At 54.4% G+C, this 24412-nt stretch carries 23 protein-coding genes and 3 riboswitches; of the genes, 19 read left to right on the forward strand and 4 right to left on the reverse strand.

Translation table 11 applies throughout. From position 1 onward, the window contains the following. Nucleotides 1-327 precede the first annotated feature (327 nt). The 10 genes from QMQ05_RS01595 (at nt 328) to QMQ05_RS01640 (ending at nt 11919) form a co-directional block, all read left to right on the forward strand. Complete coding sequence (locus QMQ05_RS01595) at nt 328-1434, forward strand: heme/hemin ABC transporter substrate-binding protein (RefSeq protein ID WP_345472444.1); 1107 nt, start codon at nt 328-330, stop codon at nt 1432-1434. After that, nucleotides 1431-2564: a FecCD family ABC transporter permease gene (locus QMQ05_RS01600; protein WP_345472446.1), complete on the forward strand. Its 1134-nt coding sequence runs from the start codon at nt 1431-1433 to the stop codon at nt 2562-2564. Before QMQ05_RS01595 ends, QMQ05_RS01600 begins: the two co-directional genes overlap by 4 nt. 14 nt (nt 2565-2578) lie before the next feature. Then, complete coding sequence (locus QMQ05_RS01605) at nt 2579-3379, forward strand: heme ABC transporter ATP-binding protein (protein WP_345472448.1); 801 nt, start codon at nt 2579-2581, stop codon at nt 3377-3379. Then, complete coding sequence (locus tag QMQ05_RS01610; protein ID WP_345472450.1) at nt 3376-4851, forward strand: hypothetical protein; 1476 nt, start codon at nt 3376-3378, stop codon at nt 4849-4851. The genes QMQ05_RS01605 and QMQ05_RS01610 overlap by 4 nt, the downstream gene beginning before the upstream one ends. Then, a complete protein-coding gene (locus QMQ05_RS01615; RefSeq protein WP_345472452.1) occupies nt 4848-6182 on the forward strand; it encodes an HtaA domain-containing protein in 1335 nt (444 codons plus the stop codon). The genes QMQ05_RS01610 and QMQ05_RS01615 overlap by 4 nt, the downstream gene beginning before the upstream one ends. Nucleotides 6183-6299: 117 nt before the next feature. Further along, on the forward strand, nt 6300-7709 hold the full coding sequence (locus QMQ05_RS01620; protein WP_345472454.1) for a hypothetical protein: 1410 nt from the start codon (nt 6300-6302) through the stop codon (nt 7707-7709). A 79-nt stretch (nt 7710-7788) separates the two neighbouring features. After that, complete coding sequence (locus QMQ05_RS01625) at nt 7789-8808, forward strand: WxL protein peptidoglycan domain-containing protein (protein ID WP_345472456.1); 1020 nt, start codon at nt 7789-7791, stop codon at nt 8806-8808. A 260-nt stretch (nt 8809-9068) separates the two neighbouring features. Beyond that, nucleotides 9069-9158: riboswitch (SAM riboswitch) on the forward strand. Between the two features lie 126 nt (nt 9159-9284). Beyond that, nucleotides 9285-10289, forward strand: coding sequence for a methionine ABC transporter ATP-binding protein (locus QMQ05_RS01630; RefSeq protein ID WP_345472458.1), 1005 nt, complete (start codon nt 9285-9287; stop codon nt 10287-10289). Continuing rightward, complete coding sequence (locus tag QMQ05_RS01635; RefSeq protein ID WP_345472460.1) at nt 10286-10981, forward strand: methionine ABC transporter permease; 696 nt, start codon at nt 10286-10288, stop codon at nt 10979-10981. Before QMQ05_RS01630 ends, QMQ05_RS01635 begins: the two co-directional genes overlap by 4 nt. 26 nt (nt 10982-11007) lie before the next feature. After that, on the forward strand, nt 11008-11919 hold the full coding sequence (locus tag QMQ05_RS01640) for a MetQ/NlpA family ABC transporter substrate-binding protein (RefSeq protein ID WP_345472462.1): 912 nt from the start codon (nt 11008-11010) through the stop codon (nt 11917-11919). A gap of 92 nt (nt 11920-12011) precedes the next feature. Here the strand turns inward: QMQ05_RS01640 and QMQ05_RS01645 are convergent, their stop codons facing one another. Then, nucleotides 12012-12875, reverse strand: coding sequence for an SDR family oxidoreductase (locus QMQ05_RS01645; protein WP_345472464.1), 864 nt, complete (start codon nt 12873-12875; stop codon nt 12012-12014). Nucleotides 12876-13162: 287 nt separating this feature from the next. Continuing rightward, nucleotides 13163-13252, forward strand: a riboswitch (SAM riboswitch). A gap of 85 nt (nt 13253-13337) precedes the next feature. Between QMQ05_RS01645 and QMQ05_RS01650 the strand changes: the two genes are divergently transcribed. From QMQ05_RS01650 to QMQ05_RS01685, 8 genes are all read left to right on the forward strand, one after another. Then, complete coding sequence (locus QMQ05_RS01650; protein WP_345472466.1) at nt 13338-14144, forward strand: methionine ABC transporter ATP-binding protein; 807 nt, start codon at nt 13338-13340, stop codon at nt 14142-14144. 16 nt (nt 14145-14160) lie between these two features. Then, on the forward strand, nt 14161-14877 hold the full coding sequence (locus tag QMQ05_RS01655) for a methionine ABC transporter permease (RefSeq protein ID WP_345472468.1): 717 nt from the start codon (nt 14161-14163) through the stop codon (nt 14875-14877). A gap of 48 nt (nt 14878-14925) precedes the next feature. Next, the gene (locus QMQ05_RS01660; protein ID WP_345472470.1) at nt 14926-15798 is read left to right on the forward strand and encodes a MetQ/NlpA family ABC transporter substrate-binding protein; all 873 of its coding nucleotides are present in this window, start codon (nt 14926-14928) and stop codon (nt 15796-15798) included. A 94-nt stretch (nt 15799-15892) separates the two neighbouring features. Continuing rightward, the gene (locus tag QMQ05_RS01665; RefSeq protein ID WP_345472472.1) at nt 15893-17110 is read left to right on the forward strand and encodes an acyl-CoA dehydrogenase family protein; all 1218 of its coding nucleotides are present in this window, start codon (nt 15893-15895) and stop codon (nt 17108-17110) included. A gap of 2 nt (nt 17111-17112) precedes the next feature. Then, complete coding sequence (locus tag QMQ05_RS01670; RefSeq protein WP_345472474.1) at nt 17113-18531, forward strand: NtaA/DmoA family FMN-dependent monooxygenase; 1419 nt, start codon at nt 17113-17115, stop codon at nt 18529-18531. A gap of 105 nt (nt 18532-18636) precedes the next feature. After that, a complete protein-coding gene (locus QMQ05_RS01675; RefSeq protein WP_345472476.1) occupies nt 18637-19053 on the forward strand; it encodes a CoA-binding protein in 417 nt (138 codons plus the stop codon). Nucleotides 19054-19064: 11 nt separating this feature from the next. Continuing rightward, a complete protein-coding gene (locus QMQ05_RS01680) occupies nt 19065-19484 on the forward strand; it encodes an MmcQ/YjbR family DNA-binding protein (RefSeq protein WP_345472478.1) in 420 nt (139 codons plus the stop codon). Between the two features lie 4 nt (nt 19485-19488). Then, entirely contained in the window at nt 19489-19812 is a 324-nt protein-coding gene (locus QMQ05_RS01685) for a putative quinol monooxygenase (RefSeq protein ID WP_334121092.1), read from the forward strand. A 72-nt stretch (nt 19813-19884) separates the two neighbouring features. Here the strand turns inward: QMQ05_RS01685 and QMQ05_RS01690 are convergent, their stop codons facing one another. The 3 genes from QMQ05_RS01690 to QMQ05_RS01700 form a co-directional block, all read right to left on the reverse strand. After that, nucleotides 19885-22188, reverse strand: coding sequence for a bifunctional metallophosphatase/5'-nucleotidase (locus tag QMQ05_RS01690; protein ID WP_345472480.1), 2304 nt, complete (start codon nt 22186-22188; stop codon nt 19885-19887). Between the two features lie 172 nt (nt 22189-22360). Beyond that, nucleotides 22361-22570, reverse strand: coding sequence for a hypothetical protein (locus tag QMQ05_RS01695; RefSeq protein ID WP_334121094.1), 210 nt, complete (start codon nt 22568-22570; stop codon nt 22361-22363). A gap of 140 nt (nt 22571-22710) precedes the next feature. Beyond that, nucleotides 22711-23418 (reverse strand): HNH endonuclease family protein, encoded by a 708-nt coding sequence (locus tag QMQ05_RS01700; RefSeq protein WP_334121095.1) that lies wholly within the window; start codon nt 23416-23418, stop codon nt 22711-22713. Between the two features lie 252 nt (nt 23419-23670). Here QMQ05_RS01700 and QMQ05_RS01705 point away from each other — a divergent pair, with 252 nt between their 5' ends. Continuing rightward, nucleotides 23671-24255, forward strand: coding sequence for a hypothetical protein (locus QMQ05_RS01705; RefSeq protein ID WP_345472483.1), 585 nt, complete (start codon nt 23671-23673; stop codon nt 24253-24255). 23 nt (nt 24256-24278) lie between these two features. After that, a riboswitch (TPP riboswitch) is annotated at nt 24279-24372 on the forward strand. Nucleotides 24373-24412: the final 40 nt, after the last annotated feature.

Below are 24412 nucleotides of genomic sequence, written 5' to 3' on the forward strand. Positions count from 1 at the left end.
TCGGTGTGATCCAGTTCACGGCGAATGAACGTCGGGAAGACCTTGAGTAGTTCACTATTCGGTGGGCGTTTGGCGATTTTCAAAAATATTTGACTGATATGGTGATATTTATAAAATTTTCCTTCAGCATTACGTTTCTGGGTGCGCTAGTTGGTGCCCGTCGGCGCGTCTGCAGATGACGGCTGGCAGGCTGAAAAGAATTTTTATTGCGATACGAAATCATTCTTTAAGCTACTATCTAGAGCTTAGGTGAACTTAACCTAAATACTTGAGGCGCATGTGGGAATGCCACCTCGGGTCATCAACACTCTCGCATCTAGGATTTCTGTGTTTCGCAAGCAAAATATCTCTGGCCGCCTTAAGCTGACCGCTCTGGGCCTGGCAACTTTGTTAGTGGTGACAGCGTGCGGAAATGGTGCTTCCAAAAACACCATTGACGGAAGCGGCAAGGCGTTATCGTCAGTTCAGACTCTCGAAGACCCGAAATCTTATGAAGGTCCATCCACCGCAGTTCTTAGCGGCGCAGACATCGATCCGATCGCACAGCATCCCGAAGCAAAGCTGCCCGCCAGCATTGTTGACGCCCAAGAGAATCAGGTAACCGTCACCGACATCTCACGGATCCTACCCATTGACCTTTACGGGACATCCTCACGCGTGGTCTTCGACTTAGGCCTGGGCGACAACGTCATTGGACGGGATACCTCTACAACCTTTGATGAGGCCCAAGACCTGCCAGTGGTCACCCAAAACGGACACGAACTCAACGCAGAAGCGATCTTGCAGCTCGCACCCTCGGTCATTATTACCGACACATCGCTAGGGCCATGGGACGTCATTGAACAAATGCGTGAAGCTGGAATTCCCGTGGTCGTATTGGACTCCGAGCGTAGTTTGGAGACCTCGGCCGAAATGATCGAGCAGATTGCCTCGGCACTCGGTGTGCCCGAAGAAGGCAAAAAGCTTGCCGAACGAACCGAAGCCGACATTGAGAAAATCACCGCTCAGATCTCTGACATCGCGCCCGAGGGAGACCGAAGAGTGCGCATGCTCATGCTCTATGCGCGTGGCCAATCCGGAATTTACTACATCTTCGGCAAGGGCTCTGGCGCCGACTCACTGATCACTTCGTTGGGAGGAATCGACGTGGCCAGCGAAATTGGTTGGGACGGCATGAAACCAATGACGGATGAAGCCATGGTCAATGCAGAACCAGACCTGATCATCATGATGACCAAGGGCCTGGAATCAGTGGGCGGGGTGGAAGGCATCGCCGATTCGGTGCCAGCCATTGACCTCACGCCAGCAGGTAAGAACCACCGAATCGTGGACATGGCCGATTCACAATTGTTGAGTTTCGGCCCGAACTCCGCAGCAGTGCTGGAGGCTATGTCGGTCGCTGTGTATGCGCCCGATGCTGGAGAAGACTCATGAGCACAACGCAGAACGCTCCACTGCGCCTTGAAATCACAGATCTTCAGCTCGAAGGCGAAGCGCCGAATACGGCTCCGCTCGGCACAAAACCGAACTCAAAGAAAGGAAATCTGATCGTACTTAGCGCACTAGGCCTCGCAGTATTCGTGATGGCTCTTATTAGCGCCGGGGTTGGTCAGATGCAGATCAGCGTTCCAGAGATTTTGGCCAGCATCGCCCACCGTGTGGGCTTGGACTGGGGCACACTGCCAGAACAACAGTTTGCTCAGCAAGCTTTATGGACGATTCGATTCCCTCGTGTGGTCATGGCCATCATCGTTGGAGCCGCATTGGCAGCCGGCGGAGTTCTGATGCAAGGAGTCTTCGGCAATCCGCTGGCTGAGCCCAGCGTGGTGGGAGTTTCCTCCGGCGCTGCAGCATTCGCCTGCACCTCCATCGCCTTTGGGTTGAGTATCTTCGGCAACTGGACCACCATCATTGCAGCATTTCTCGGTGGGCTCTTGGCCACCGCCTTGGTCTATCTCACCGCACGGCACTCTGGCCGCACAGAAGTAGTCACCCTGGTCCTAACCGGTGTTGCTATCAACGCGATTGCCGGGGCCTGTATCGCCTTGATGACTTTTCTTTCCGACACTTCGGCTCGTGAAGAAATCATCTTCTGGCAACTGGGCTCGCTCAACGGCACCATGTGGAACAACGTCGTCAGCGCTGGACCTATTGCACTCATTGGCATCATCTTTGCCATGACCCAAACCCGAAAACTGGATCTACTGGCTTTAGGCGAACGTCCCGCACGCCATCTTGGGGTGAACGTAGAGCGACTACGCAAAGAAGTCATTGTTATCGTGGCCTTTCTAACTTCAGCCGCCGTGGCCTTTGCCGGCGTGATCGGGTTCGTCGGGCTGGTAGTGCCACACATTCTTCGCATGGCATTGGGTCCGGGGCATCGCCTGTTGTTGCCGGCCTCGGTCATGGGCGGTGCATTGCTTCTGCTGGTTGCCGACACCGTGGCACGCACATTAGTAGCCAACGCAGATCTGCCCATCGGCATGCTCACGGCCCTGGTTGGTGGCCCATTCTTCTTCTGGCTCATTCGCCGCACGCGTCGTGGTGCTGGGGGTTGGTCATGATGCCTCAGCCAATAATGCAAGTTATCAATGCAACGTTGTCCTTGGGCGGTCGGCGAGTTCTCGACACGGTCAATCTGGACCTCTACCCCGGTGAAGTTGTGGCCTTGGTAGGGCCCAACGGTGCCGGAAAGTCCACTCTCCTGGCCGCAATGTGTGGTGATGAGCCACTGGATTCGGGGCAGATTCTGCTTCAGGGACGTGAAGTCATGCACCGCTCGGCCAAGGACCTTGCACAACTCAGGGCAGTGCAAACCCAAGAGTCACGGATTTCCTTTGCCTTCACCGGTGAAGATGTCATCCGGATGGGCCGTTCACCGTGGACGGGCACTATTGAGGAGGAACGGGACGAGGAAGTCATTGCTACCGCGGTATCCGTGACTGAATCCCAACCGCTGATATCGCGAGCAGTGCAAACACTCTCCGGCGGTGAGAAAGCCCGGATTTCTTTTGCCCGGGCACTGGCACAAGAAACCATGCTGGTGTTCCTTGATGAGCCCACCGCAGCGATGGATATCCGGCATCAAGAACATCTGATGAGTACCGTGCGTTCACGGGCCAATTCCGGGGTCACTGCGGTTGTCGTCCTGCATGACCTATCCCTGGCTGCCGCCTATGCAGACCGAGTAGTACTGCTTGACGAGGGGCGAGTAATCGCTCATGGCACCCCTGAAGAAGTACTCACGGCACAGAATCTGCAGAGCATCTATCGCTACCCGGTCAGTGTTTTTGAACATACAGAGCACGGGGGACTAGTGATCGTTCCGCTTCGTGCGCACTCAAGCACCCAACGTTTCCCCGAAGGAGAACTGATATGAGCTCCCCATATGCAACACAGCGCACAGCGTTGGGACGAGACAATCGGTTCAGAACATTACTGATCGCGGTAGTCGTCGCCATGATGCTCAGTTGTGGACTTGTTGCGACTTCACCCGCTCAGGCCGCGGGTACACTGAGCGTCACCTCCAACCTGGGCACCGGCAAAGCTTCAGCGACCGGAGCGACAACCATCACGGTAAAAGGTTCGGGATTCCAATCCGTGAAGAACGGATTTGGTGGGATATATGTCGTCTTTGGATACATTTCCAATACCGCAGGGTGGAAGCCAAGCAAGGGTGGAACCAGCGGGAAAGACTTCTATTATGTCGCGGACTCGCAGACTAAAAACAATAAGGGATACCAGCGTTTTGTCGCGTTCCCTGGCTCAAGTACCGCAGACAGTGCCAATGGTGGAACTATCGCCGCCAATGGAACATTCAGCACCACCATAGTGATCCCGGGACCAACCTTTAGCGCAGCAACAGCCTCGGGCGGAAGCAAGAACATCGATTGCCGGGAAGTCACCTGCGGCATCATCACCATCGGCGCGCACGGAGTCGTCAACGGAGCTAATGAAGCATTCACCCCGGTGAGCTTTGGTAGCGCCTCCGCCCAGACCCAGAAACAGTCGCAAAAACAAACCACTAAAGATACGTCGACAGCCCAACAGTCAACAGAATCCGCGACCAGCCAGCAGGCTCCGAGCGCAGGCGGGGAATCCACAAACTCCACTACTCAACAAGGTGGCAACGATACTGCTGACACCGAGCCGAACGGTGAACAAACCGCTGACGAAGAGAGTGCCGAAGACACTTCGAATGGCCAAACGGTACGCGAAGCGGTCACCAGTGGGGATCCCACGCTAGGCCTAGAACAAGGGACCGTCATCGCCGGCAGGTCGTTGGGATTCACCGGTCGCGGATTTGCTGCAGGCGAGCAAGTTGTTGCCAGCATTTCCTCAGGCTTGAGTGCTGCAGGACCGGTAGTTGCCGGTGAATTTGGTGAAATCGCTGGCACCGTCCAAATTCCTGCCGACACCGTAGCAGGCACCCACAAGATCAAACTCACCGGTGCAGGTTCAGGAACCTCGGTTGAAGCCGAATTCAGTGTGATGGCTGATGCCCAAGCGCTTGCGAGTGCGACACCGCAGGACCAGCAGCCTATACGCTGGGCGCTGATTGCGGTAGTTGTCGCCGGGGCGCTGCTGGCCGTATTGATTATCAGCTCGCTGATCTCGGGAATTATGCGTAGCCGCCGGAAGGCTGCCCAAAAATCTGAGCCCGCCATCTCAAGACAACGTAAGGTCAAGCGCCGGGTTCAGAAGCGTCGACGCCCAGCCAAGGGTAGGCCACCTGTTGAACAAACCATGGAGGCCAGAGCATCGGTTGGGCAAGAAGCGCTCGCCGAAGACGAGTTACAGACTTCTGCCCTAGACCTACTTGAAGAGAGCTTTGATAAGGAGCGGGCGTGAGTTTGCGACATCGTGTTCTTTCGGCACTCATCGTGCCTGTTATCGGTGCCAGCATGCTGTTGACCGGACAGGTAGCTGTTGCAGCAGATAATAACGGCAGCAAGGAAATTGACCTGAAGGTCACCATTCCACAAGCGGATGCCTTTGAAGTCAAAGATGCCCAATTCCGTTGGGGAGTTAATGTCGAGTCGAACTCAGGGTCCTTTTCCGGAGACTGCAACTTCCTGTCCGCGGGTGTCGCCGCAGATGCCGGGGCGAGCAAGGTATGGAAAGAATCCGATGATCTGTATAAGACCCAGGACGGCAATACTCGTATTGAGAAACCTAACGCCGCCGGTGAGTGGGCCAGCGCTTCATGGGCTAATAAGTGTCAAGACGCCAACGGACGCACGGTCACTACTGACCTATCTGAATCGGGTACCGGGGCACAGGTAGTCATTGATCAGGGCACCGGAAAAGTTGATGCAGCGAAGGGAACCGCCGAGATTTCCTGGAAGGGCTCGTTCTCTTTGGTGTTCTACGGAGGGCTGACCTACTGGTCGCTGTCTGACCCGGTACTTAAAGTTGCCGACGGGAAAGGGACCTTGACCGCAACTGCTAGCGGGTATGCCGCCGATCGCATCGACACCACCAAATGGAACAAGATCGAAAGCAAGAACATCGTGATGGCCCAACTGCCCAAGGTGAGTCTTGGAAAGAATGGCATCGTGAGCACCCCCGCGTATCAAGGCGTCAAGATCGACGGGGTTGAACCGGCACAGTCGCGCGAACAGTCCTGGTGGGGCTCGTTCCCCAAAGATTGGGTCGAGTTTAACCAACTCACCGGTCAAGGATCGTATTGGTATTCATCCGGTGGCGCCGCCGACGTTCGCAAGGTAGCCACCGATGTCTACATCAATTACACGCAAGAAAACTCGGTGATTGCTACACCCATCGCGCCTCAGAAAAACGATACGGATCAGTCTGGGGATAGCGAGAGCGGTGTGGTGAGCGAAGAACAAGAGAATTCCGGAGGAGCTAATGAAGCGACCTCTGGGGTAGCCAGTGCCGGTTCGCCGGTACAGCAACTGGTGCAACAAGCGCTCGAGTCGGTTCTGCCGGCCAGCGCAGTACTACCAGGAGCAGGTACCACCCTGCTTGAACCAACGGCTTTGGCGACCAGAGCTATCAACTGGGTCGGAAAGTCGCTTATTCCAGAAGCTGTGGAACGCGTCAAGGACTATAAGGAACCACTGTTGTGGTCCCTGGCGGGTTTGCTGGCGTTGGGCAGCGTGGCATGGGTTGGATTCCGCCACGGCTGGCTTGTCTGGCCCTTCTCGTCGAAAAAGTAAGGGTCAGCACTACATCGATCCGGGAGCATCAAAGCTCCCGCGGTCAAACTGATACACCTCACCGTCGGAACCCGCCAGGTTCCGACTCCATTCTAAAATCACTCGGAGGAAAAGTCCGTGGCAAAATACGGCATCACCAAAGTTCGTCAATCATTGGCCCTGGCCGCTGCAACCGGCGTCGCCGTGTCGATCGCAGCAGTTGCTATTCCAGCGCACGCCGCCGAGCAGACGCTCGACGGGGTCTCACTGACATGGGGACTGAATGCAGAGAGCGGAGCGGCAGGCTTCGCGCCGGGCACCTGTAACTTCCTTTCGGCAGGCGTCGCAGGCAATACCGGATCCAGCCGTGTCTGGACCGAAAATGATGGTTTCTACAAGAGCTCCGAAGGTAACGTCAGCATCATCAAGGACGGTCCCGACGGCAGCACCATGACACCAACCTGGGCCACCAAGTGCCAGACCGGTGATGGTTCAAACGTGACCACCGGTACCGGCGCCAACCAGAAGGTCAGCAACAACAAGGTCGTGCTGAGCAACGGTACCGGCAAGGTTGACCCGCAAACCGGTGAAGCCACCGTGTCTTGGACTGGTTCTTTCACCTCAGTGTTCTACAGCGGCATGACCTACTGGTCTGCTACCGACCCGGTACTAACGGTGGCTGCTGACGGCAGTGCGACGCTGAAGGCTACCGCTTCGGGGTACCAGGCTGACATGAATGACACCAGCAAGTGGATTCCTATCCCAGGCGAAGAGATCACCCTCGCTAACTTGTCGGGCGTCGAACTGACCAAAGACGGGTTCAGTGCAACCCCTGCCTACCTTGGCGTCGATGCGCCAGCGAGCGTAAGCCAGGTTAAAACTGGTGATAACTGGGGTTCGTTCCCCGCTGACTTCGTTGAGTTCCAGGGTAAGACCGGAACCCAGTCGTACTGGTACTCCTCTGGCGGAGCCGCTGATCCGCGTAAGCCAGTAACCTCGTTGAACGTGGCATGGGAAGCTGACTTCACCGGCCCAGTAGATCCGGAAGAGCCAGAGAATCCTGAAAATTCCGACTCCAAAAACGTCGAGCTTGACGTGACGGTGCCGAAGCAGCCGGTAGAACCCGAAGAGAAGGTCTTCAAATGGAACATTGCTGGCGATAGCTTGAGCCTGGGTACTGCAAAGCAGCAGTCCATCGGGTTTGTTGCTAGCGGTACGCTTCCCGAAATCACGGTCAGCGATACCCGCGAAGCATCAAAGGGATGGACCGTGACCGGTAAGACCACCGCATTCAAGGACGGTGCTAACACCTTCGGTGGCAACGGCCTGGGCTGGGCACCTACCGGTTCAGGAACTGAGGGCGTTGTAACCCTTGGTGAATACGTTGTCCCGGGGAGCACCAATGGCCTGTCGGCAACTTCAACCATGGCTAGCGCAACCGGTGCTTCTACGGCGAAGCTCAATACTGGTGTTCACCTGTTGGCACCTACTGATGCACCTGCCGGTGACTACACCTCAACGCTGACCGTTACCGCTATTCAAAAGTAGATTCGGCCAGTAGTACCTCGTGGTGTCCGGCCGACCTTAGGTTAGCCGGACACCACACCGTTTCATTTACAAGGAAATCATGCTCTCGAACCGTCGAGCCACTAGCTCCCCAAATACGCGACGCATCATGGGCGTCATAGGTGCCGCACTCATTGTCACAACCTTTGTGGCAGTACCAGATGCGCGCGCGGATGATATTTCGTGGGGCATTAACCCCGGCGGGGAAGAGCAACGTTCTAGCTTCTCCTACGAGCTTGAACCCGGCGATAGCGTTGACGATAGTTTTCAGATAACGAACTACGGCGTAAAGCCACTGGAACTTTCGGTCTATGGTGCCGACGGCCAGACATCGGCTAACGGCGCACTCGAACTCTTGCCAGCATCAGAACCATCACAAGAGGTCGGGGCATGGATTAGTGTGAGCGAATCTAAGCTCACCCTAGATCCCGGTGAAGAAGCAGATGTGGCTTTTACGCTGAGCATTCCCGAGGACACCGCACCGGGTGACTACGTTGGCGGCATGATTTCCTCATATATCGACTCCAGTGCGGGTACTGCTGTGGCAGTTGACCAACGACTGGCAACCCAGCTGGCGCTACATGTTGGTGGCGAGGGTAGCCTGGTCTTGGGAATGGACAATATTGATGTGAGTGCACCGATTGCGTGGAATCCGTTTGCGCCGGTTTCGGCAGATTTCGCAGCGCAGGTCAATAACGAGGGGACCTTGCGGGCCCGTGGAAACTACACGGTGAAGATCTCTGGAGTGTTTGGTTTGGGAAGCACCACGCAAACTGTTGCACTTGAAGAAATGCTTCCCGGTGCCAGCGTGGATCTGACTTCACAAGTCTCAGGGCTGTGGCCATTGATCTGGCAACAGTATGAAGTGAGTATGGTTCCTGAAGGAATCGATTCAGTCGCCGGGGAGCCGGTCCTTGCCAGTGGAACGTTATGGACTTTCCCCGCCGGATGGGTGGGAATTCTTCTGCTGATCATCATCGCGATTGTGATTGTCGCGGTGGTTCGCAGCCGCCGGTACGAGTACGTCTACGAGGATGAAGACGAGGTGGAAGCACCCTTGGCGTCGGTCAGCAGCGAGTAGTCATCTGCTTCCAAGCCCCAGCGTTATCGCTGGGGCTTGGTGCATTTAAAGGCAATAAACCATGCGTGCATGGCAAGCCAAATATGTGTGTTTTTCTTGCTTCTTATGACGGCTTAAGGCTCTTTATGACCGTGAATATTACGAGCTTTCGGGCGGTGAGCATTTGAAGTTCGTGACATGACGGATTTACTACGTAACGCTTGCAGCTGATCAGTCACAAGTTACAGACTTGAGGAGTCCTAGCGATCATGCAGGACACCCAACCATCCAGAGCGACCGAGAGATCTGGCTCGAAGACGTCGCAGCAACCACCTCTGTGAGGCCGGTGCTAAGGCCAGAGCCGATGGAGCATTCACAGTGATTCTCTGATGTCGCGCGCGGTGTTTTTCGCACGCGTCCCAGTGAGTTGACCGCGCTTCTAGGTGCCATCGCCAAGGAGAGAACATGTACTCGTACTTCCAAGGAGGAAACGTCTCGTGATTGAGATTGAAAACCTCCATAAACATTACGACTCTGCCCAAGGGCGCGTCGAGGTGCTCAAAGGCATCAACCTGAGCGTTGAGTCTGGTTCGATCACTGCAGTGGTTGGGCCCTCAGGCGCCGGTAAATCTACTTTGTCCCACTGCATCTCTCTGCTAGAAAAACCAAGCAGCGGGCAGATTCTCATCGATGGCAAGAACCTGACGAATCTATCGGGCAAAAAGCTTCGCGCTGAGCGTCGCGCTATTGGAACGATCTTCCAAAATTCGGCCCTGCTTCGCAGGATGACAGTGGCCGAGAACATTGCCTTGCCTCTGCGGAACCTAGGCGTGGTACACGAGGAGATGACTAGCCGAGTAGCTGAACTCCTTGAACGTGTAGGACTACTGGACCGGGCAAATTCCTATCCTGGTCAACTATCCGGTGGCCAGCGGCAACGTGTAGGTATTGCACGCGCCTTGGCCTTGCGGCCGCGGCTGTTGCTCTCCGATGAATCAACCTCGGGCCTGGATCCGGAATCAACGCAGCAGGTTCTCACTCTCCTTGAATCACTGCGAACAGATCTCGGGCTTGCCATCATCCTGATCACCCACGAGATGGATGTTGTCCGCCATGTTGCCGATAACGTTGCACAACTCGACGGTGGTCGTATCGCAGAATACGGCAAGCTCCACGAGCTGGTGGCTAATCCGAACTCCGAAGCCGGTTCCAAACTCTTGCCATTGCGTGCAGAGGCACTCCCGGCTGGGTTCTCTTATTCCATGACCGTCGCCTATCTCAACGATCGTGTTGATCCAGCATGGATCTCAAGATTGGGCATTGAACATGGAATTCGCGTGGCATTGCTTGGAGGCTCAGTTGAAGCACACCACGACGGAACGCTAGGACGAGTCAGCATCGGCGTGGACGGGGCACTGCCTGAACAGGTCACACAGATCCTGGCATCGTGGGGCCTGCAAGCCACCGTTGAAGAACATGTTCGTGAAGAGGTTGGCGTATGAGACTCCCATTTGAAAGCGCAGCGGTTGGAACAGACACCCCGTGGAATGAACTGCTCGCCCTGTTACTGCCTGCGTATGGGCAGACCTGGGCCATGGTCGGAATCGTGATGGCCCTAGTGATCAGCATTGGTGGCTTGATGGGGATCGCGCTGTACAACACCGACCGGCATGGCTTGTTCCCACGACCAAAGGTGCATGGCGTACTCAGCTGGATTGCAAACATGGGACGCTCACTGCCGTTTCTGGTGTTGATGGCCGCGATCATTCCTTTCACCAAATGGATCACGGGAACCACCATTGGTATCGCTGCAGCGGCGGTACCCATGACCATCGCCGGCATTCCCTTCTTCGCACGTTTGGTTCAGAACGCGCTTAATGACTTGCCGAAGGAAAACCTCGCCGTTGGTCTAGTCACCGGAGGTTCGGCAACACAGATCATTGGCGCCACCCAGATCAGGGAAGCCCTGCCGGCGCTGGCCTCAGCGATCACGCTGAACACCATTTCTATGATCGAGTATTCGGCTATTGCAGGCACGATTGGCGCTGGCGGTATCGGCTATCTCGCGGTGACCTACGGGTACCAGAGATTCGATATGAACGTCATGTTGGCCACCATCGTCGCACTGATCCTGACAGTTCAAATTGTCCAATTCCTCGGTGACCGCATTGCCCATGCGTTGGCCCGCCCATAATCGCATCAACATTAACGAGCTTAAAAATGACTTCACCACTTTCAGGCCATGACCATGGCTTTACCTTGCGTAAGAGCAGGAATGTACTTCCTTGGAGTATCGCAGCGATCGCTTCTGTTCTGGCTATAGTCCTAGCCGTGATGCTCGGACAGCAACGAACCTTGCCGGCGGTTGCGGCAGCAGACGGAACCCAAACGAAGTTCGTCGTTCACTTTGAACCGGCGATGGCTGGCGAAGAAAAAATTCTGGACTACGTCGCACAGAGTATCGCCCCAGACTACGGTGTAGAGATTGAGAAAACCGGTCTGCAAGACCCAATCCAAGCCAATCAAGCAGTGGCCAGCGGTCAGTTTGATGCGACGATCTTTGAACACCAGTGGTACATGGAGCAGTCGGCAGAAGCCGCCGGGGTGAAACTAACGCCCACCGTTGAGCTCTACCAATGGGGCTTTGGCATGTACTCGACCAAGTATGACTCCGTAGAAGCGCTGCCCAAGGGCTCAACACTGTTGTTGCCAAACGACGTTGCTAACCAAGGACAGGCTCTGTGGCTGCTACAGCGCGAAGGCTTCCTGAAACTCAATCCAGATATTGAACCTCGCACAGCAAAAATGTCTGATGTCGTTGAAAACCCGCATGAATTCGTTTTGAAGGAAGCCGACTTGTTGGCGATGCCTCGAATGCTAGATGACGTTGATGTCGCCATCGGCTACGTCTCGCAGTTCGATGCCGGAAAGGTTAGTCGAGATAAGGGAATCTTGTTCCCAGAGCCACCTAAAACCTTCGCTTCACGGCTGATCATGGCCTCTGATTTTGCAGAAACTGCTGACGCAAAGAAACTGATTGAAGTGTTCTCGGATCCTCGCTTGCAGGAATATTTGGAGACGACAGATGACCCACTGGTCCAAGGCGTCCTCACCAAGGTTTCTGATAGCTAGAACCAGGCCTTTACGTGGAGAAAAGCTAGAGGCAACCAGCAAGAAATTCTTTTCATGCTGGTTGCCTCTTAGGCTGTTATGGTTTTCGCGTTTTAGGCAGCGAGCGCATCCTTGATGGCTTTGCCAAGCGAAGTTGGTGCGCGACCGATGAGCTTTGCCAAATCCCCGGAGTTCACTTCTAGAGCACCTTCACGAATACGCAGATCAGTATCTACCAAGATGTCAGCAAAAATGGCTGGAACACCCGAATCAGTGTAGATCTCCACTAGCTTGGCAGGATCCATTTCCTGATAGGTGACATCCTGGCCTGCTGCAGCGCCGACGGCACCGGCCAACTGACTCAAGGTGAAAGGCTTGTCACCGCCCAACTCGTAGATTTTTCCTGCCTGATCCGAATCCGAAAGTAAGACTGCAGCTGCTGCCTCGGCATAGTCCGCGCGGGTAGCAGCACTGATTTTGCCATCGCCGGCAGCACCGAGAACAACACCACTGTTCAAGTAACCCAGTAGCTGATCAGTGTAGTTTTCCGTGTACCAGCCATTGCGTAGCAGGACATAGTCGATACCTGATCCTGCCAGCAGGTGTTCGGTGGCGATATGTTCCTGCGCCAGTTTCATGTTGCCGGTCAGGGCATTGGCAATGGAGGTATAGGCGATGAGCTTTACGTTGACACGTTGGGCAGCAGTGATGACATTTTCATGCTGCGTGGTCCGCTGACCCACTTCGCTGCCGGAAATCAACAGCAACTTATCGACACCTTCCAAAGCGGTCACCAAGCTGGCTTCCGCGTTGTAGTCAGCGACGCGAGTCTGAAGACCCTTGCCGGCCAGCGGCTCTAACTTCTCTGGGGAACGACCAATGGCGATGAGCTGTGCTGGATCGGCGCCGCGCTTCAGCAATGCGTCGATAACTAACTGACCTAGCTGTCCGGTGGCTCCGGCAATTGCAATATTCATCTTGTCCTCTCGTTTAAACTGCAATCCATTACAACCGACGCAGTCACTGCAGAATTCCCGAACTATATTTCGTCGTGGCATTAAATTCATAGCTCACTGAAATCTCAAGCTTTCGCGTCTTAAAGCGTAAGAGCTGAGAAATGTGTCGGATCATTACGTGGAATATTGCCCCAATCTCATGCTTGGCCCGCTGATTTATGTCTTGATGACGCTGATTAACGTAACTTTTGTCGGGCCGTGGCCTTGGAAGACAAACTTGAATTGTTCGGGCGGTACATCCGAACACCACACCATCCAGAGCGACTGAGAGATCTGGCTCAACGACGTCGCAGCAACCACCCGACAGGGAGCGGTGCTACAGCCAGGACCGATGGAGTACCTTCACTTCGCCGTACAAAAAATCTGTCAAGACAGATATTTGTTAGCGAAGTGCGCTCCGCATAACCAAGCACTAAAGGAGCGATGATGATTCGTCTTGAGAACCTAACAACAACCTTCGGCAAAGGCCAAGACCAGTTCACTGCCGTCAAAGATGTCTCTCTAGAAATTAAGGCTGGAAGCATTCACGGCATTATCGGTTTTTCCGGGGCCGGCAAATCCACGTTGCTACGCAACATCAATTTATTGCAGCGCCCCACCTCGGGGCAGGTCTTTGTTGATGGCGTCGAACTTACCGGTCTGAGCGAAAGCGAGCTACGCAAGCAACGACATGAAATAGGCATGATCTTCCAGCACTTTAACCTGCTGAATAATCGCACTGCACAACAGAATGTGGAGCTGAACCTGAAATTCGCTGGTGTGCCTAAGAAGGAACGCCGCGAACGTGCACTTGAAGCGCTAGCAATTGTGGATCTCGCAGATAAAGCTAGCGCCTATCCGGGCCAGCTCTCTGGCGGGCAGAAACAACGTATTTCCATTGCTCGTGCGCTGGTCACCGAACCTAAGGTCCTATTGTGCGACGAGCCAACTAGCGCCGTGGATCCACGAACCACTACCTCGGTGCTGCAGTACCTGAGCGATATCAATGCCAGCCTTGGCATCACCACTGTCATCGTGACCCACGAGATGAACGTCATTAAGGCTATTGCCGATAACGTCTCGGTGATGGAAGACGGGGCAGTAGTTGAAGAGTTTGCTTTGAGCTCACTGCAAGAACCAAGCTTCGAACCAATTACGCCTATCGGCCGCTATCTCATCAGCGATGAAATCACGCTCAATCGAGCACCCAAGCAGACCCCAAACCTCGTTGCCGACGTAGCGCGCGTATAGAGAACCTGGATTACCAATGAACTTCACTTCAGTAGTGCTAGCCACGAGCAACGGCAGCGCAGCAACTTTCAATTTTGACCGGATCGTCGAACTAGCCCCAGAAATCTGGGTGGCTATGGCTCAGACTTTCGCGATGTTGTTGGTGGCGATCCCTATAGCCATTCTCTTGGGAACCCCACTGGGCATCTGGCTCTATTCAATGTCTCCCAACGGTTTGCGTCCACGACCACGTGTGCACCGAATCGTTGACGGGCTAGTCAATACGATCCGTTCCTTCCCTTTCCTCATCCTGCTCATTGCTATCATTCCGTTCACCCGATTTGTGGTGGGCACAACTATTGGTACGGCTGCGGTGATCGTGCCACTGACCATCAACGCGATCCCATATTTCGCTCGCTTTGTTGAACAGAACATTAGCCAGTTGGGCAACGGCGTGGTTGAAGCAGCTCAGGCGATGGGCGCGAGCCGAGGTCAGATCATCCGGGAAGTGCTCTTGGTTGAAGCTAAACCTGCGTTGCTGTCTTCCATCACCATCATGACCGTCAGCTTCATCTCGTACTCAGCCATGGCCGGTCTGGTCGGTGGTGGTGGTATCGGTGACTTCGCCATCCGCTACGGCTACTACCGATACGAAACCGGAGTCATGTTGCTGGCTATTGTTCTGATGATCTTGCTGGTTCATGCTGTGCAATTCATTGGCACCCGGCTATCGCGCGCCGCTGACAAGCGCTAAACACCAAATCTTATTCAACTCGCAACTCATCATCAAAGGACAAACACCATGGCACTATCTCGTCGTACCTTCTTAAGCTTCACTGCCGGCTCCGCGGCAATCCTGGCGCTGACATCTTGCGGCCTTGCTGGTGGCCAAGCCGCTGGCTCAGACGACAAGACCATCAAGGTTATTGTTACCGAGTCCGCCCCGTCGCAGGAACCAACCAAAATCGCGCAGAAGCTTCTGGCAGAAAAGGGCTGGACTCTTGAAGCCACTTACGTCACCGACATCGTGCAGCCAAACCACGTAGTGTCCAACGGCGAATACGATGCCAACTTCTTCCAGCACGGCGCCTACCTTGAACAGTTCAAGAAGGACCAGAACGTGGATGTGGAGCCTGCCTTCTACATGTACAGCTCACCAGCAGGCGTCTACTCGAAGAAATACGATGACATCAAAGACTTGCCCGATGGTGCCACCATCGCCCTGCCAGTTGACACTGCAAACAACGGCCGCGCTTTGGCTTTGCTGGACAAAGCTGGGGTGTTGAAAGTGACCGAGGGCAAGAGCGTGATCCACTTGTCGCAGAATGACATTCTGGAGAACCCGAAGAACTTCAAATTTGTTGAAGTAGATCAGCAGTCATTGTCCAAGACTCTCCCCGACGTAGACGCAGGATTCCTCTTCGCCCGCCTTGGAGCCGAAATTGGGCTCAACCCCAGTGACGCGTTGCTGTTCGAAGAGGAAGAAGACGCCCTTCCTTACATCAACATCATCGGTGCAAAGCCCGGATTCACCGACACCGAAAAGGGTAAAGCCCTTGAAGAGGCGTACCACTCTGATGAGGTGCGTGAATGGTATGCAAACTACCTTGATGGCGCTTTGGGCACCCCGTGGGATCGCGACCTAGAAGCGGATTTCGCGACCTGGAACAAGTAATTGGCTTGGCCCCATGACACAGATATTTAGTGTCGTGGGGCAGCCGCTTTCCTTGTCCTTTTACTCGAATAGTGACGCCCTGTAAGGAGAACCAATGACGACTATTGCTACGGCAGCAACCGAAAGCCGATATCAGGAACTTCTAGATCGCTTCGGTTCAGTCTTCGCCAAGATTGCTGAAGGCGCCCGCGAACGCGAACAAAACCGCATTCTGCCCTTCGAACAGGTGCAGTGGCTTAAAGAGGCAGGATTCACGACCCTGCGAGTGCCAGAAAGCCATGGTGGAACCCCGATCAGCCACGAGCACCTATTCCGTTCGCTCATTGAGCTTGCTGCGGCAGATTCAAACGTTGCCCACCTGTTGCGTAGTCACTTCTCCTTTGTTGAAACGATCTCCCTGCAGCCACAAGAATTCCAGGATCGCTGGTTCCCGAAAGTGCTGCAAGGACAGATCTTCGGTAATGCTGCGACTGAACGTGGTGGCAATGCCTTGGGCACCACCAATACCAAGCTGGTGAAGACGGACGACGGCTGGGTTCTGCGTGGCGAAAAGTACTACACCACCGGCTCGATTTTTGCTGACTGGGTCGTGGTGATGGCAACGACCGAAGGCGTTGAAGGTCGCCAGTACGCGATCGTTGACCGCAATGCCCCAGGGGTGCAGATTCTTGATGACTGGGACGGTTTTGGTCAGCCACTGACCGGTACCGGAACCGCCATTTTCACCGATGTGCCGGTGGAGTCAGAGAACATTATTCAGCGCAAGGTCGCATCCACCCTTGAACCTGCCTTCTTCCAACTGTGCCTGCTTTCGGTGCTGGTCGGCATCGGCAAGGCAGCCCGAAATGAAGCGGCAAGTATTGTTGCGCAGAGAACCCGCACGTTTAACACCGGTTCAGGTTCTCTGTTCAAAGATGACCCGCAGATTCAAGAACTGGTAGGGCGTCTAGCTGCGAACGTCTTCGCCGCCGAATCCATCGTTATCACCGCTGCCCGCGAACTTGATGCGGCCCTTGATCCGCAGCTGGGACTGGACCCGGACGCCGCTTATTTGCGGGCAGAGCTCGCAGTCCAGCAAGCCCACGTGGCTACGCCCAAGTTGATCTTGGATGCTACCAGTGAGCTATTTGACGTCACCGGAGCTTCAGCGGTGTCAACCTCGAAATCATTGGACCGGTTCTGGCGCAACGCACGAACGGTCGCCACCCACAACCCGGTGGCTTTCAAAGCTCGCTCCGTGGGTGACTACTTCATCAACGGCACCATCCCGACAGGACTGAATTCCATCGGTGAAGCGAAGGCAGGCAAATAATCATGGCAACTTTCCAAGAACGTCCACGTTTGCTGCTCTCAGCATTCTTGATGAACACCTCTAGCCATATCCTTGGCGGAATGTGGCGTCATCCCGAAGCCCAACAGCACCGTTTTAATGAACTGGGCTTGTGGGTGGATCTGGCGAAAAAACTAGAAGACGCAAAATTTGATGCGTTGTTCTTTGCCGATGTTGTTGGCCTGTATGGAGACCATGAAGGTGGTTGGGCCTCGCATGTGCGCAAGGGATTACAGGTTCCTAGCCATGACCCGCTGGTCCTGCTATCCGCACTGGCGGCTGGAACCAAGGACATTGGATTGGCCATGACCAGCTCCGTCATTCAGAGCCACCCATTCCAGTTTGCACGACAGATTTCTACCCTCGATCACCTGTCACAGGGTCGTGTGGCATGGAATATCGTCACCAGCGTGCTGGAAAACGCTCACCGTAATTTTGGTGGCAAAGACTTAGTTGCCCACGATGATCGTTATGGTTGGGCCGAAGAATATGTTGAAGCCGCTTACAAACTTTGGGAAGGGTCGTGGGAAGACGACGCCCTGCTTGCAGATAAACAGTCTGGTGTTTATGCGGATCCGAGCAAGGTCAATAAGATCAACCATCGTGGGGACTTCTATTCCATCGACGGGCCACACCTTGCTCTACCTAGCGCGCAACGTACTCCGTTCCTCTTCCAAGCAGGCTCTTCGGCACGTGGTTCGCAATTCGCGGCAACCCATGCCGAGGCGACTTTCCTCTTTGCTCCGCATGCACAGTATGTTGCCAAGAAGAATGCGCAGCTGATCGAGAACCTAGCTGCCGCGGGACGCAACCGTGAAGACATCAAGGTCTTTGCTGGTTTGTCCTTTGTCGTGGGATCCACCGAGGCTGAAGCTAAGGCGTTGGAGGCAGAATACGACGAATATCTGGACCTGGATGCGATTATTGCGCACATCGGTGGTGGGCTGGGTGTTGATCTTGGTGGCTTGGATCTAGATACCCCATTGGGGCAGATTCACACCGAGGGTGCTCAGGGTGTACTTGAAGCTGTTAAGGCTTCGGTCCCTGGCGGCAACCCGACGCTGAAGGATCTGGCCCACTATCGCGCGAAAGCTCAACAGATCGTGGGTACCCCGGAAAGCATCGTAGATGAATTAGAACAGTGGCAGGATGCGGGAATTGATGGCTTGAACATCATGAATCACGTGTTGCCAGGATCTTATGACAACTTCATCGAGGGTGTACTTCCAGAACTGCGTCGCCGTGGGCTGGCGCAAAGCGAATACGAGCAGGGAAGCCTGCGTCAGAAGGTCTTTGGGCGAGGGGATTACCTGCCAGAGAATCATCCGGCGTCCCAATACCGGGGTGCTTTTTCTCAGCTGAGCGCAGCGAATACTGAGGCCGCGGCTCAACTGCAAAGCTAGTGAACCGATTTTGATAAGGGCGGTGGAGGTCAGTGACCTCCACCGCCCTTAGCAGCTCCTGCGCGAGCAATCCATCGGGGTCTAAATCCGGGTAAGGTGTCGAGCATGGAGAACAATCACGTCAATGATCCGCAGGTGATTCGTCGTCTTTTGATCACCCCGGGGCGTTGGGCCGTAGTGGGCCTGACCAATAATCCAATGCGTGTGGCACCGAGTATTGCCCGATTCCTCCGTGACGAACTCTCCATGCAGATCATTCCGGTGTCACTGGATGCGCAGAGTGTCATGGGGGAGCAGGGGTACGCGCAGTTGGCCGACATTCCTGGTCCCATCGATGTGGTTGACTGTTTTGTGAATTCTTCAAAAGTTGGCGACATTGTTGATCAAGCCATCAACATTGGGGCCAAGGCAGTGTGGATGCAATTGGGCGTCATCGATCAGGAAGCCGCGCAACGTGCCAAAGACGCTGGGTTGGATGTAGTGATGAATACCTGCCCGAAAATTGAATACCCATTTCGGTAACCGAGGCGAGCATGACTAACCACGACAGCCAAGAAACACTAGAGCAACAATGGGCACAATTGTGCTTGAGTATGCCCTGCTCTTTTGCAGATTATCCTTTCGGACCAGAGAGTACAGTCTTTAAGGTCCACGGTAAGGACAAGAGCAAGTCCAAGATGTTCGGCCTACTCATGAATGTTCGAGGCGAGCTGGTTCTTAATCTGAAGTGTGAACCAGCATTGGCAGATCAGCAGCGTAGCGAACATCCGGAAATCACGCCGGGTTATCACATGAACAAAAAGCACTGGAACTCGATCCGTGCGGGACTCGACCAGGATTTTCTGCGAGAGCTGGTTGAAGATTCTTATGATCTTGTGGTTGAGGGCATGCCTCGACGGGATAAAGAATACATTCGTTTGCAAGACACTATTAGCCAAGCCGTCCTAGACTAGAAGCATGTACTTCATCGTTGTTAAATATCAGGTAAAGCCAGAAAACACCGAAAACTTCATGGACCACGTTGCAGAGTTCACCCAGGCCACCCGTGCCGAAGAAGGGAACCTCTGGTTCGATTGGTCCGTGAGCGTGGAAGACCCTAATGAGTTCGTACTCGTTGAAGCCTTCCGCGATGACGAGGCAGCTGCTGCCCACGTAAACTCCGCACACTTCGCCGCTGGTATTGAATCCATGCGTCCGTTGTTGGTTTCCACCCCGAAGATCGTCTCACGCAAGGTGGACGGCGAAGACTGGGACACCATGGGCGAGCTCGTGATCGACTAGTATCCAACGCAAATAAAGGAAGGAACCGCGAGAAAATTCTCACGGTTCCTTCCTTTATTTCATGCCCTCAGGCTAGTGACCGGCCTTGTTGCCGAAACGGCGAATCAGAAGCAAGACGATTCCGGCGAGAACAACGATGCCTGCAGCGATACCGATCCAGCTGGCGCTGAAACCGGTGTCTGCCAAGTTTTCGTTATCCTGCTGCTTCGAATCATCTGAGGAATTGTCCTTTGAATCATCGTCAGAATCTGCAGTCGGGGAGGTGCTTGGATCCGAATCAGTGGTTGGTGCTGGGGATTCTGACTCGGACTCCGACTCAGAAGGCTCAGCGGATGGCGACTGATCGTCTTCGGTAGGCGATGGAACTGGTTCCTCAGAATCAGCGGCGATAACCGAGAAGTCCGTGGCAATATCTTCGCGCTGTACCTGCGAGATCACCAGCTGGTAGTCACCAGGCTCTACCGAGCTATCCACTGGTAGCTGGAAGGTCGTGGTGCCCGAAGCATCTGCTGCAGGCACGTCGGTGACCTCAACTGCGCCGTCAAATGCGGAAGCCGAAATCTGTGCTCCTTCTTCCAAACCGGAAACCGTGACACCCACGGTATCGCCGGCCTTGACCTCAGTGGCATCCAGTTCTACGGTGGCCCAGTCAGTGCCGGCAACGATTGCGCGACCCAGTGGGGATGGTGAGACTACGTCGTGAGCCTTGAAGAAGTTCACGGTCGCATCCAGGTCAACCTGACCCGAATCGGTGTGGTCGGTGCCCTCACCAAAGGCGGTGAAGTTATCGCCACCGGTAGCCAAGAAGGCATTGGCAGCAACGCGGAAGGTAGCTGACTCATCCAACGGCTCACCGTTGAAGGTGATCTCCTGAATGTGCTTACCCGCTGGTGCATCGTCGATGTAGGTGTAGGACAGGCCTTCAGAAACACCAAGCTGTAGCTTGCTACGCTCCGAACCTGCTGGCTGCCACTGCTGCTCAAGTGCTTCGCGGATCTGGGCGCCGGTGAGGTTGAAAGTGATCAGCGTGTTAGCGAAAGGCTGGACCTCTGCTGCAGACTGATAAGTGACCGTTCCATCTTCGCCGTAGAGCAGGTCAGCGCGCAGGCCGCCGGCGTTCATGAACGCAATCTGAGCTGGTTCGCCAGCGAAGTCTTCATTGGAGGTTGCCCACAGGTGGATATCTGCGACGGTATTGCCCAGGGTCGATTCAACACCACGGTCAGAACCTGGGGTGTCGCCACCGCGCAAGATATCTTCGGAGATCTCGCCAACCTTGACGCTGCCGACAACTTCGGCTTCTTTTTCAGCCTCATCGACAATCTTTGCCACGGTTGGGTTTGCTTCGTAATTCGCGGTCCACTCGCCGTCTGCTGATTCGTTAGCAAGTGGCAGGCGCTCGCTGGAAGCCTGAATGACATCACCAGTGCTTGGGTCAACTTCGAGGCTAACCTTGCCCAGGGTGGTTCCGTACTGATGCGACTGGATCACTGGGCGCTCGCCGTCAGGACCGGCAATAGCGCAGTCGTAAGTAGAGTGGGTGTGACCGGAGAAGATCGCGTCGATGTTACCGCTGGCCTTGCGAATCAAGTCGCCGTAAGCGGTGGTTTCTGATGCGATGGCTGAGCAGTCGGTGCTGGCTGAGCCATTGTGGGTGAGCAGTACGATGACATCGGCTTCGCCGTTTGAGTCGTCGCCGTCGCTGAGCTGATCTGCCACGCGATTTGCAGCCTCAACTTCACTACCGAAGTCCAAACCGGAGATTCCGCTAGGGGAGACCAAGGATGGAACGTCTTCGGTGACGGTGCCGATAAAGCCTACGGAGAGTCCGCCGACTTCACGAATTGCGTACTCCTTGAGTGCAGGAGTTTTGGTGCCTGCCTTGTAGACGTTGGCGCCTAGTGCAAAATCTTCACCGGCCTGGCCGGTGGCTGAAGCGTAGCGGTCGATGACCCGAGAGGTCAGGTCGTCGAAGCCCTTATCGAACTCGTGGTTACCTACGACCGAAACATCGAGGCCAGCTGCGCCGAGTGCATCGATGGTTGGAGCATCCTCTTGAGAAGCGGAAGCAAAGGTCGAAGCACCGATATTATCGCCGGCCGAGAGGAACAGCGTGTTTTCATTCTCGGAGCGCAACTGGTCAACTGCACCGGCCAGAACGGCTGCGCCAGCTGATGATCGATCCGCGGCAATGCGACCGTGGAAGTCATTAATGCCGACAAGATCCAGGGTCACTGAATCTGCTGCAGCTGGGGAAGTAGTGCTAGTGGGCTCGGCGGTAGGCGTTGCCTGAGCCATGGTGGCGCCGGTGGCCGCCAGTGAGAGCGTAGCCAAGGAGGCGAGGCTGAGTTTTCTCATCTGCCTAAATGCAGACATAGGTACTCCTAAAAGTGACGAGTGTGACAAAATATATGTCTATCGCATCTAGGTGAACCTGTCGATGCTTGCAGGTTAAATCGTTGTGTAGACCAATAAGAACTTGTCGTTAAAGTACGAAGCAACGCATCTGATCTTGGTTGATGCGTTGCTTCGAAAAGACTTGATGTATTTAGAGCTGCTGCTTTTTGCGGGTTTTGGTCACGGTGACTTTGGTAGCACCTACGATGGCGCCGAGCATGAGCATAGCCGCCGCGATGAAAAAGATTGTGGACAGAACCCAGCAAGCTGTTGCGGTGTCTCGATGTGCGGCATTTAGTGCAAAACCAAAGAGGCACACGCTGGTAAGCAACAGGAGAACTCCCGATAACCGTGTCTTCATTGTTAGCCTTCGCGCCAGAGATTTTTGTAAACAGTCACTACGAATAATGACAATTAGGTTGATTAACATCTATATTGCCACAAATCCATCAACTTGACGATAGGCCTTAAGGAGGATTTTTCGCTACGACTTTGGGCGAACTATGCGCAAGCTTTCAGGATGCGCTCAATGGCGTCGTGTTCGGCTTTGGTCATCCAGGCGCCATACTTTGCCTTGACCTGCGTCTGGCGCGATACGTATTCGCAGCGGAAATTCTTGTTGGGAGGAAGCCAAGAAGCAGCGTCCTTGTCGCCCTTAGCTGCATTGGTCGGCCCGTCCGAAGCCATGAGATTTAGCGGGTCGTTGGCAAATTCCAAACGGGTTTCCTGATCCCAGCTTTGTGCTCCCTTTTGCCATGCATCCGAGAGTGCAACAACATGGTCAATCTGAACCGCGGTGCTGGTTTTCTGGCCTCGAACAAACTTGATGGTGGTGTTGGTGTACGGGTCATGGAAAGTTCCGCTAAGTACCACGCATGGTTTTGACGCTGACTTGTACTTCACGTTTTCTAAGTCACGGGCCAAAATGTCGTTGCGGGCGTCGCAACCATTGTGGTCCGGATCTTTCCAGCCCTTGCTGAACTTTTCTCGTTCATAACCAGTCTTCGGGGCGCGACCCTTGATATCGATGTCGGCGAGAAGTTTAAGCGAGTCCGCATAGGTGGCGCGTTGCTCCGCGCTGTTATGGGTGGTGTCAGCCTGTGCGTCTGGAATGCGATCTTGCTCGATGGAATCGAGGGTTGAGCATCCGGTGAGGACAAGAGAACCGGCGATGAGTGCTATTGAGGCGGTGCGACGCAGCAGGCGCATGCGGTAGTTCTACTCCTTGGGAAGAATTCATTGGCGATGGGATAAGACCCTTAGAGAACTATATGAAGTGCTGCGGACGCTTTAGCTCTGGTGACGCCGTGTGTTGGTGTGAGATCCGTGTGAGTCCATTTGGTCAGCCATTTCAAGATTTCATAACAATCGCGTTCATGTGGTTTGACATGTATTGTTTAACTCAGATTCATGTCATAAGGTCAATAAATCACCTTCACTCATCCTCGTATTGGAGTGCACATGAAACGGGCGCTGCCTCTGTCCCTAGCTTTAGTCCTTGGGGTTTGTTCCTGCACTACCCCGGTTTCTCAATTGAAGCTTCCAGAGCAGACTCCCACCGCGATCAATTCCGAAGTCCTCACAGACGAAACCACTGAAGAGTCAGAGGGCGGCTTCGACGACATCCTTGATTACTTCCCTCCAATGATTGCCTTCGGCTCTAAGATCATGAACCACGATGGACTTGCGGAATCCATGCGGGATCCCGAAGTTGATTTCTTTGACAAAAATGGGTTTATCTCTGGTGCGGGTTCGGTAAATACCTATCGGGTGGATGACGAAGGCAATCCCCAAGGTGAGCATATGGTGTTTACGAGCGTGGCGGGGCAGAAAAATCTGGTGCTGGTTGCATGCCAAGGCGTAGGAAGTGTTCTCATCCGTGCTGAAAAAGACGGAGAAACTGTGGCAGAAAAATCTCTGGACTGTTCGATACCGGCCACAGAATTGAGCATGGAATTCACCATAGCCCAAGGTGGCGATGTTTGGGTTGTCCAGGAACCAAGCTCAGATACTCGTGGGATCTATGAAGTAATGATCTACAGCTAAGCCTGAAGTGTGCTACTAATGGGAACAGTGACACGGGGTGCCGCACGGCGGCTGAGAGAACACCCGTTGAACCTGATCCAGTTAGTACTGGCGAAGGGAATGTCATAGATTCTGCGTACGCGTGTACCTTTACAGGGCGAACCGTTCGCGTCTTTGG

This window comes from Glutamicibacter sp. B1 (assembly GCF_039602135.1).
Taxonomy (GTDB): Bacteria; Actinomycetota; Actinomycetes; order Actinomycetales; family Micrococcaceae; genus Glutamicibacter; species Glutamicibacter ectropisis.

Coding starts and splice junctions, on each gene's coding strand:
- QMQ05_RS01650 (WP_345472466.1), top strand. CDS start 13,338: ATGATGATTCGTCTTGAGAACCTAACAACAACCTTCGGCAAAGGCCAA.
- QMQ05_RS01705 (WP_345472483.1), top strand. CDS start 23,671: ATGAAACGGGCGCTGCCTCTGTCCCTAGCTTTAGTCCTTGGGGTTTGT.
- QMQ05_RS01700 (WP_334121095.1), bottom strand. CDS start 23,418: ATGCGCCTGCTGCGTCGCACCGCCTCAATAGCACTCATCGCCGGTTCT.
- QMQ05_RS01660 (WP_345472470.1), top strand. CDS start 14,926: ATGGCACTATCTCGTCGTACCTTCTTAAGCTTCACTGCCGGCTCCGCG.
- QMQ05_RS01610 (WP_345472450.1), top strand. CDS start 3,376: ATGAGCTCCCCATATGCAACACAGCGCACAGCGTTGGGACGAGACAAT.
- QMQ05_RS01685 (WP_334121092.1), top strand. CDS start 19,489: ATGTACTTCATCGTTGTTAAATATCAGGTAAAGCCAGAAAACACCGAA.
- QMQ05_RS01640 (WP_345472462.1), top strand. CDS start 11,008: ATGACTTCACCACTTTCAGGCCATGACCATGGCTTTACCTTGCGTAAG.
- QMQ05_RS01625 (WP_345472456.1), top strand. CDS start 7,789: ATGCTCTCGAACCGTCGAGCCACTAGCTCCCCAAATACGCGACGCATC.
- QMQ05_RS01605 (WP_345472448.1), top strand. CDS start 2,579: ATGCAAGTTATCAATGCAACGTTGTCCTTGGGCGGTCGGCGAGTTCTC.
- QMQ05_RS01680 (WP_345472478.1), top strand. CDS start 19,065: ATGACTAACCACGACAGCCAAGAAACACTAGAGCAACAATGGGCACAA.
- QMQ05_RS01695 (WP_334121094.1), bottom strand. CDS start 22,570: ATGAAGACACGGTTATCGGGAGTTCTCCTGTTGCTTACCAGCGTGTGC.
- QMQ05_RS01675 (WP_345472476.1), top strand. CDS start 18,637: ATGGAGAACAATCACGTCAATGATCCGCAGGTGATTCGTCGTCTTTTG.
- QMQ05_RS01655 (WP_345472468.1), top strand. CDS start 14,161: ATGAACTTCACTTCAGTAGTGCTAGCCACGAGCAACGGCAGCGCAGCA.
- QMQ05_RS01665 (WP_345472472.1), top strand. CDS start 15,893: ATGACGACTATTGCTACGGCAGCAACCGAAAGCCGATATCAGGAACTT.
- QMQ05_RS01635 (WP_345472460.1), top strand. CDS start 10,286: ATGAGACTCCCATTTGAAAGCGCAGCGGTTGGAACAGACACCCCGTGG.
- QMQ05_RS01600 (WP_345472446.1), top strand. CDS start 1,431: ATGAGCACAACGCAGAACGCTCCACTGCGCCTTGAAATCACAGATCTT.
- QMQ05_RS01670 (WP_345472474.1), top strand. CDS start 17,113: ATGGCAACTTTCCAAGAACGTCCACGTTTGCTGCTCTCAGCATTCTTG.
- QMQ05_RS01645 (WP_345472464.1), bottom strand. CDS start 12,875: ATGAATATTGCAATTGCCGGAGCCACCGGACAGCTAGGTCAGTTAGTT.
- QMQ05_RS01690 (WP_345472480.1), bottom strand. CDS start 22,188: ATGTCTGCATTTAGGCAGATGAGAAAACTCAGCCTCGCCTCCTTGGCT.